The following is a 7,673-nucleotide window of genomic DNA, read 5'->3' as shown; positions in this document are numbered from 1 at the left end:
AACCATGCCCGCCGTACGTCACGCCATCGTTGATCTCATCCTTCGACCGCCGTCTCAGCAGTGCCCGTATTGCCGAAAGCAAATCCTTGAAAAACAGTGGCGCAAACCAATTCTGCCAAAGTAGTGCTAGGGTGTGTACGCATAATTCGTCGCATCCGCCATGCTTCCGGAAGCCGGCGCTAAACCCGACATCGCCGTAGGGGTTCGCCCTATCGCCCCAACCCGCGCGCTTAATGAGCGCTTAACGCTTTTGCGCAACAGATAGGATCACCAGCGCGGAATTAGTCCTAGTAATGAGTGCGAGCCGAGCTCCCGAGGAGGGGAAATCGGATGGGACTGCTTGTTGTCGGAGCGCTGGCAGGAATCCTGATCGGCTTTGGCTGGTTCGCGCCTTCCCGAGGGTATTTCGTTGGGTGTGGGTCAAGACCCTGTTTCGACAAGGTTGCAGTCGCCCGACCCACAGAGCCCATGCCGGCGGCGTTAGCGCCAGCTCCCGCGATCGTCAAATCGAAGTCTGCAACCCCGGCAAAATCCGGCAGGAGACCATCATCGAAGAAGCACGGACCGGCCGACCTCGCCAAGGCGGCGTCCCCGCGGACGAGGATCAACGTCCCGACACCCGAACGCGCCGCAGACATGGCAGATCCTGTCCTCACCAAAGCGAAGGTCACGATTGCAGCGCAGATAGAGGATCCGGGATCGGCCGAATTCAGCGACATGAAGCGCGCCATGCGAAAGAACACGCTCGGACGCGCCGTGGATACGATTTGCGGGCGCGTGAAAGGAAGAAGTACGTCGGGCGGAGAGACTGGAGGGAGGCCGTTTCTGTATCTTGTGAAGGAGGATGAAGCGTATGTCGTCGACGGCAAATCGGGGTCGGCGGCGTCAACGGCGTATCGAAATATCTGCAAATAGGGGATGCGTCGACCGCGCCGCGGCGCGCGTCCAAATGATTTGAGCGGAAAGAATTTCCACCGAGGCGCCAGGCTATCCCGCAATGGATGCGATCCTGATGTCGGGGCTGCGCGTGATGATGCATTCAGGATGAATGCCGCAACGGTAAATGCGCAATACGCATCGATGGGACTGTCGCAGAAATTCTTTTCATTCCGAGGAAATCATGGACGACATAACGGACTCCTCAAAACGGCTCAATGGAGCGCTTCACGTACCGGTTCTGGTGATCATCGAGCCGCACCTGTTGCCCCGCACATGTATTCTCAACGTCCTCAGGCGGGAATTGGCCGACTTCGAGATCCTCGACATGGCAACGGTCCAAGGCCTGGACTGCATGTCGGCCCGCGACGTTCGTCTGGTGCTGCTGAGCATCGCGGACAAGCCCATCGGCGATCCCTCGGTCGAGGACGATCTCGCCTTCGTGGCCGAGCACTGTCCCAATGCCGCCGTCGCAATCCTGTCAAACCATGACGACGAGCCGACCGCACAAGCCGCGATGCAGCGGGGTGTTCGCGGCTTTCTTCCCACCTCGCTACCAATCGAGGTCGTCATAGCCGGCTTGCGCCTTGTTCTTGTCGGCGGCGTCTACCGGCCGTTGCCGGTCGCCGAAATGAACAGGATGCCGGGTTTCGATCCGCCGGACGCGCGCGGGCTTGCGTCCGCATATCTGATGAACGAGGCAGCCAGGGCGGCCATCGACAGGAGCGGTCTCACGCCTCGAGAGCAGCACGTTCTGGCGGAATTGGAGCTCGGCCTGCCCAACAAGCTGATCGCAGCCAAATTGAAGCTCTCGGAAAGCACCGTCAAAATGCACATTCAGCATATCATGAGGAAATGCGCCGCTCACAATCGCACGGAAGCGGTCCTCCGCTGGCGCGGCCGGTCGCTCGCGCAGAATCGCGATCACGACCCGGGTACAGCCCCAATGCCGGAGACCTAGTCACCCTGAGCGGGATCAATCCTCTCTGAATGCACCGCGGAAGCTGTCGAGCAGGGGCCTGAGCGCGTAAAGTGCGACGGTACCGCGCCCCGTGGTGATGAACACTTGAACCGGCATACCGGGGACGATCTGGAAGTCGTTTGCGGCGATCTGCGCGTCGTCGATCCGGATCTTGGTCGCGTAGTATGGCTGGTCGGTACGCTTGTCGAGTAGCCGGTCTGCCGATACATGCACGACGATTCCCTTCAGGCGCGGTACGCGACGCTGATTGTACGGCACCAGATGCACCTCGGCATTGAGGCCGGGATGAACCACATCAATGTCCTCGGGCCTCAGGCGGGCGGTCACGATGAGGCGGTCTTGCCGGGGCACCAGCTCCATGAGCGGAGCACCCGCCCCGATGACGCCGCCCGCTGTATGAATCCGCAAGTCGGTTATCACGCCGTCCTCAGGCGCCTTCACCTCCGTTCGCGATAGCTGATCCCTGGCCGCAAGCAACCGCTCGCGGAGCTGGAACATCTGGTTCTGCGCCTCACGAAGCGACTGTGCGATCTCGTTCTGCCTGTCGCTCTCGAGCTTGAACAATGTGGCCTGCTGCTCGCTGATGACCTGGCCGGCGCGAGAAATCTGCGCGGTGATCTCGCCGCGGCGCCCCTCAACGTCGGCCAGTTCACGTTGCAGGTTCAGAAGCCGCGGCCGCCGTTCGAGTCCCTTGTTCACGAGCGTGGTGACCATATCCAGTTCTTCCCGGACGATGTCGACCCGCTGCCCGGTGGCGCTCTGCTGAGCCTTGAGGCCTTCGATCTCCCTCTCGACTTGAAGCCTCCGTTCGCGAATGACCGCAAGCTGCGACTCATGAACCTGCCGGCGCGCCTGAAAAATGAACTGCTGCGCCGATACCGCGGCGGCGGCTACCCCATTTCGCTTGCTGTCCTGTTCCAGCGCGCTCGGGATTGCGATGCTCTCAAAGTTCTGCTGCTCGGCCTGAAGCCGTGCGGCACGAGCAATTGCATCCCACAACTGGCCTTGAAGGCTTTGCACCTCCGAGCCGGGCCGGGTGTCGTCCAGCGCGATCAGCGTCTGTCCGCTTCGCACGATATCGCCGTCCGAAACCAGGATCTTCCTGACGATCCCGCCTTCCAGGTGCTGAATCGTCTTGCGGCTCGATTCTGATTCCACGACGCCGGAAGCGATCGCGGCGCTTTCGAGAGGCGCGAGGCACGCCCATGTGCCGAGCCCCAGCATGAAGCAGAGCACCAGCAGGTTGCCCGCCAGGGTGATACGGCGAAGCCGTCCACGCGGGGAGATCGGTGTCGGGGTCGCACACCATGGATATTCGAGAGGCTCGAAATCGTCGATCGCGGTAACCACGACCCCGGATCGTCCGGCAAGCGCGGGACTTGCCGGCGTTCGCACGAGCTGGTCCCAGATCGCGGGTAGCCTCGATATCGTGGGAAGCCTCCAGATGGTGAGAGGATTCCGGATCATGGCGCAATCCGCGATGTAACCTGAGGGCGATTCAGGTGCCGCTCAAAGATTTCCTCGCTGTCGCCGAAAGCGACGACCGCCCCCTCTTCCATAATGGCAATCTTGTCTGTGGCTGCGAGGAGACCCATACGATGAGTGACGACGACCAGGATGACACCGGCGAGCTTCATGCGCTCGATCGCGTCCAGCAGCATTCGCTCGCCCCCGTAATCGAGACTGGCATTCGGTTCGTCGAGAACGATCAGGCGTGGACCGCCGAAAAAGGCCCGGGCAAGACCGAGGCGCTGCCGATATCCGCGCGAGAGGGATTTTTCACGGTGAATCACCGTGTCGTACCCGTGCGGCAGGCGCATGATCGCCTCATGAATTCCGACCAGCTTGGCCGCTTCCACGACCTTCCGCCGATCGGCATCATCAAGCCGCGCGATGATATCGCTTATCGTATCGCCGAGCAGGTCGATGTCCTGGGGGAGATAACCGAGACGGTGGCCGCTCAGGCCCTCGCGAAGCAGCGAGACGTCGGTATTGTCGAGCAGGACACAGCCGTGAGTTGGCGTCGACAGCCCGGCAATCACCCGGCCAAGCAGGGACTTGCCTGACCCGGACGCACCGATAATGCCAAGGCATTCTCCGCTCGCGAGCGTGAACGAGACACCGTTCAGCAAAAGGTGGTTGGTCCCCGATAGCCTCACGCCGACGTTGTCGACAACGAGACCGCTCGACGCTTGCCGCTGCGAAACCTCCGGATCCTGCTGTCCGGCGGCGGCGGGGGACGCGGCGAGAACCGCGCCGAGCCGCTGACAGGCACTCACGGCCGTCCTGAGTGACTTCCAGCCTGCGATCGCACTTTCGACCGGCGCGAGCGCGCGGCTGAACATCAGTGTCGAAGCAAAAATGATCGCCGGACTCTTTCCGTGATCGAGGACAAGCCACGCGGCAGCCCCCATTATCAACACCTGCGACAGCGCGCGGACCGGCTTGGTGACCAGCATCACGATCTCGCTTCGCCGGACTGCCACATCGTGCTGTCTGCGTGCCTCCTGCGCGTCATGGTAGATCGTGCGCGCAGCGCTATCGAGCATTCCCATGGCGCGGATCATGTGGATGTTGCCTGCGGCGGCCTGGAGGCGGCCGTAGCTTCTGGACAGCGCGGCGCCGGATCTGAGCAGAACGTCCTCGGTAACCAGATCTCCGGCAACCGTGAGAGCGAAGAGGAAAGCCACACAGCAGGCGCCCACCACGCCAAGCAGGGGATGGATGAGAAAGAGGACCAGGAGGAATAGGGGCGCCCAGAGTGCGTCGAACAGCATCGGACATGCGCCGGAATCGATGAACTGGCGCAGCGCGGTGAGATCCCGATATGCGTCTGACGCCCGCGTCCAATCGCTGCGAAACGCGGATTCGAGGCTGGCCGAAAGCACGCAAGGACGGAGCCGATCGTCGAGCCAGGCGCCAAGGCGACCCAGGACAGCGCGCCGCAAGGCATCGAACACGCCGCCGACCACGACCGTGATCGCGACAATGAGCGTGAGCAGGAGCAGCGTGTCGCCGCTCCGGCTCGACAACACCCTGTCGTAGATCTGAAGAAGGTAGATGGAGGGCGCAAATAAAAGCAGATTGTAGCTGCAGCTATACGCGAATACGAGACCAAGCGGTCCCGCACTGGACCAAAGGGCCGCGTGCAGTGGCGTCGGGATCTGCGGCAGGACAGGCAACCGAATGGGCTGCATCAGCATGATCGTCACCGCCTGAAATCGAAGTCCGGCGCACTTGCCCGACGGCCAACGCGATCTGCCAGGAAGGGCATCGGCAGGGCATCGGCGGGGCATCGGCTTGAACTGCGGGACCGGCAGCAACCGCCGGTCCCGCCACGGTCGGACGAGCCGATGGTCAGAATGTATCGAGGTGGAAGCTCACTTCTCCACCCAGCGCGGCGTTGCCGTCTCCGCCATTGCCGCCGATGCCGGCCAGGACCTCCTGGTGCTGGTCCACCGCGAGCTTGTTGATCTGAGTGGCGTCCGTATTGGCATATACCTTGGAGGTATCGTGGCCGCTGTAGGATTTCTGGCTTCCGTTCGACTCGGCGCTTCCGCCATGGGCCTTCGCAAACACCGAGGCCGTCGCGTTTGCGCCGCCGGCGTCCCAATCTGCCGTCTGAGTGACGTGGTCGCCGGTGTTCACATGCACATCGGCGCCTTCTGCCTTGTTGGTTGGATCGAAGTTGAGGGTCGGCTTGCTGATGATGGCTCCCTTGAAGGTACCGTCGCCGCCATTTCCGACACTTTGACCACCGGTGTTGATCGATTTGAATTCGATCGAATCCGAGATGCTGATCGCCTTGGGCAACATTTGAGCCTCCGTCCTTGTGTTGGCTGTCGCGCATCATCCATCCCGATCAGGCGGACGCGCACGGGCGAGTCTGATCCGGCGATGCGCGCTGCCGATAGATGTCAAATCGGACACCATCCGGGTTGGTCGACCTACGTACGAAAGTATGACGTTCGTCGCGCGACATCGGGGCTCGAAGCATCGGGGAGGCGGCTCTGCGCGAGATTTGCACGCGCAGGGAGTCCGCTACCTTGCGACCGGCCTGCGCGAGCGGTGCGATGTTTCGCTATGCCAACAGGTGAATATCCGACAGAAGATGGGCGGAAAGATCGCCACCCAGCGCGAGATTGCCGTTGCCGCCGTCCCCACCAAGTCCGGCAATCTGGACCGCACTCTGGTCGATGTGCACGTTGTTGACCTGATCGGCCACGGCCGTCGAATGGGGCCCCGCGATTGCGATATTGATGGGTGCATAGATCGCGACGCTGACATCGATCAGGCTGCCGGCAAAATAGCCGTTGCCGCCGTTGCCTGCGCCGTTCGAGCCGGTTGCAATCGTGTCGGAGCCGCCCCACAAGCCGTGGGAGAGAAGGCTTGCATGGCCGCCCGTCGCGGCGTTGCCATTGCCACCGTGCCCGCCCATGGCGGCGATCTGAAGTACGGATTGATCCACGTCGGCGTCATTCGTCTGGACTGAATGAACGTTGGAGCCATAGCCCGCAACTGCGATGTTGATCGGGTCGTACACTACGATCGAGGAATGCACGAGGCTCCCGTAGAACGCGCCGTCGCCGCCGTTGCCGGCCTGACTCCCGCCCGTTTGAACGTCCCAGACGCTCCCTCCGTTGCTTGATCCCCAACTGGGGTCGAGCGTGATGATGCTGCCGCCGACGGCCACATTGCCATTTCCGCCACTGCCGCCGACGCCCGCGATCTGCGTAGCCGATTGATCGATGTCGACTGTGTTCGATTGACTTGCATAGGCCGTGCCGCCTGAGCTCGCCACCGCAATATTGATCGGATGATAGATCACGACGGGAGCGTCCACCAACGCACCCGAGAAATAGCCGCTGCCGCCATTTCCGGCGCCGTTGTCGCCGCTCCCGATCACGCCGGGGCCCAGGGAAGCACTCAAGGAAGCACTGATGCTGCCTCCCGATGCAAGGTTGTCATTCCCACCATGTCCGCCGACGCCGGCCATCTGAAAGGCGGATTGATCGACATTCAAATCGTTGGACTGATTGGCCACGGCGACCGAGCCGTATCCCAAATTCACCGAAATGTTGATCGGTTCATAGATCAACAGGGATGCGTGAATGATACCTCCGTAAAAGTAACCGTCTCCGCCGTTCCCGGCGGTGTTCGCCCCGCTCTCGATCGAAGCGATGCCGGTCGCGGAATGGGATGCGCCGGCGGCAGGCTTCGTTGCCGAAGTGTCCAGGCTCGCCGCAGCGTGGTTGCCGACGTGGCCGCCGGTGCCGACCTCCGACGCGGTGGGATGGTCGGATAGGCCTGGGCCAGAGTCATAAGACGGGGAATTCGCGGTCGCGGGATGCGCATCGAGCCCTGCAAACGGGCCGCTCGGTGCCGGACCCGGCTCGTCGTCACCATCGTGCCCATCGTGGCGATGAGAGCCGTGATGCAGCCGGATCCCATCCGACATCCGCGAAAAATCCATCGTAGCCTTCCTCATCGCAATCGCTCCGCGCAATCGGGACGGCTTCTGCACTCCGGACAGAATGTCATCCTGGGAAGGTCGAAAGCCCAGCCGTCAGTTCGGATATAGCGCTTCGGATGGACGCCGTAACATCGGCTATATCCGTTCGGGCGCGGTTACAGCCTCTGTCGTTTTGCGCGGGCCGGCGTCGCCAGCGTGGTCCATCAGCCCGCCGCTCCCAGGCGGGCGGGTTGATAACCTGCCCCGCCATTGCAATCGGGAAGCCGCTATCGCGGACCGCGA

General features: G+C 62.1%; 6 protein-coding genes. 2 read left to right on the top strand and 4 right to left on the bottom strand.

Translation table 11 applies throughout. The annotated features are described in order from the left end of the window. Window positions 1-330: 330 nt before the first annotated feature. Together AC1VNY_RS31635 and AC1VNY_RS31630 are read left to right on the top strand one after the other, a co-directional pair. On the top strand, window positions 331-915 hold the full coding sequence (locus AC1VNY_RS31635) for a hypothetical protein (protein ID WP_482408104.1): 585 nt from the start codon (window positions 331-333) through the stop codon (window positions 913-915). Between the two features lie 205 nt (window positions 916-1,120). After that, a complete protein-coding gene (locus AC1VNY_RS31630; protein WP_038387713.1) occupies window positions 1,121-1,897 on the top strand; it encodes a response regulator transcription factor in 777 nt (258 codons plus the stop codon). Between the two features lie 15 nt (window positions 1,898-1,912). On the opposite strand, the gene AC1VNY_RS31625 is transcribed toward AC1VNY_RS31630, so the two are convergent. The 4 genes from AC1VNY_RS31625 to AC1VNY_RS31610 form a co-directional block, all read right to left on the bottom strand. After that, entirely contained in the window at window positions 1,913-3,385 is a 1,473-nt protein-coding gene (locus AC1VNY_RS31625; protein WP_482408103.1) for an HlyD family type I secretion periplasmic adaptor subunit, read from the bottom strand. Beyond that, on the bottom strand, window positions 3,382-5,121 hold the full coding sequence (locus AC1VNY_RS31620; RefSeq protein ID WP_482408102.1) for a type I secretion system permease/ATPase: 1,740 nt from the start codon (window positions 5,119-5,121) through the stop codon (window positions 3,382-3,384). The genes AC1VNY_RS31625 and AC1VNY_RS31620 overlap by 4 nt, the downstream gene beginning before the upstream one ends. 154 nt (window positions 5,122-5,275) lie before the next feature. After that, window positions 5,276-5,734, bottom strand: coding sequence for a hypothetical protein (locus tag AC1VNY_RS31615; protein ID WP_028343759.1), 459 nt, complete (start codon window positions 5,732-5,734; stop codon window positions 5,276-5,278). A 265-nt stretch (window positions 5,735-5,999) separates the two neighbouring features. Next, window positions 6,000-7,406, bottom strand: coding sequence for a hypothetical protein (locus AC1VNY_RS31610; protein ID WP_482408101.1), 1,407 nt, complete (start codon window positions 7,404-7,406; stop codon window positions 6,000-6,002). Window positions 7,407-7,673: the final 267 nt, after the last annotated feature.

Source organism: Bradyrhizobium ferriligni (genome assembly GCF_056837965.1).
The sequence above is the reverse complement of the archived record's forward strand: the minus strand, read 5'-3'. Positions and strand labels throughout refer to the sequence as shown.

What these genes read in the sequence shown, in the direction of transcription:
- AC1VNY_RS31635 (WP_482408104.1), top strand. Translation starts at nt 331, where the DNA reads ATGGGACTGCTTGTTGTCGGAGCGCTGGCAGGAATCCTGATCGGCTTT.
- AC1VNY_RS31630 (WP_038387713.1), top strand. Translation starts at nt 1,121, where the DNA reads ATGGACGACATAACGGACTCCTCAAAACGGCTCAATGGAGCGCTTCAC.
- AC1VNY_RS31625 (WP_482408103.1), bottom strand. Translation starts at nt 3,385, where the DNA reads ATGATCCGGAATCCTCTCACCATCTGGAGGCTTCCCACGATATCGAGG.
- AC1VNY_RS31620 (WP_482408102.1), bottom strand. Translation starts at nt 5,121, where the DNA reads ATGCTGATGCAGCCCATTCGGTTGCCTGTCCTGCCGCAGATCCCGACG.
- AC1VNY_RS31615 (WP_028343759.1), bottom strand. Translation starts at nt 5,734, where the DNA reads ATGTTGCCCAAGGCGATCAGCATCTCGGATTCGATCGAATTCAAATCG.
- AC1VNY_RS31610 (WP_482408101.1), bottom strand. Translation starts at nt 7,406, where the DNA reads ATGAGGAAGGCTACGATGGATTTTTCGCGGATGTCGGATGGGATCCGG.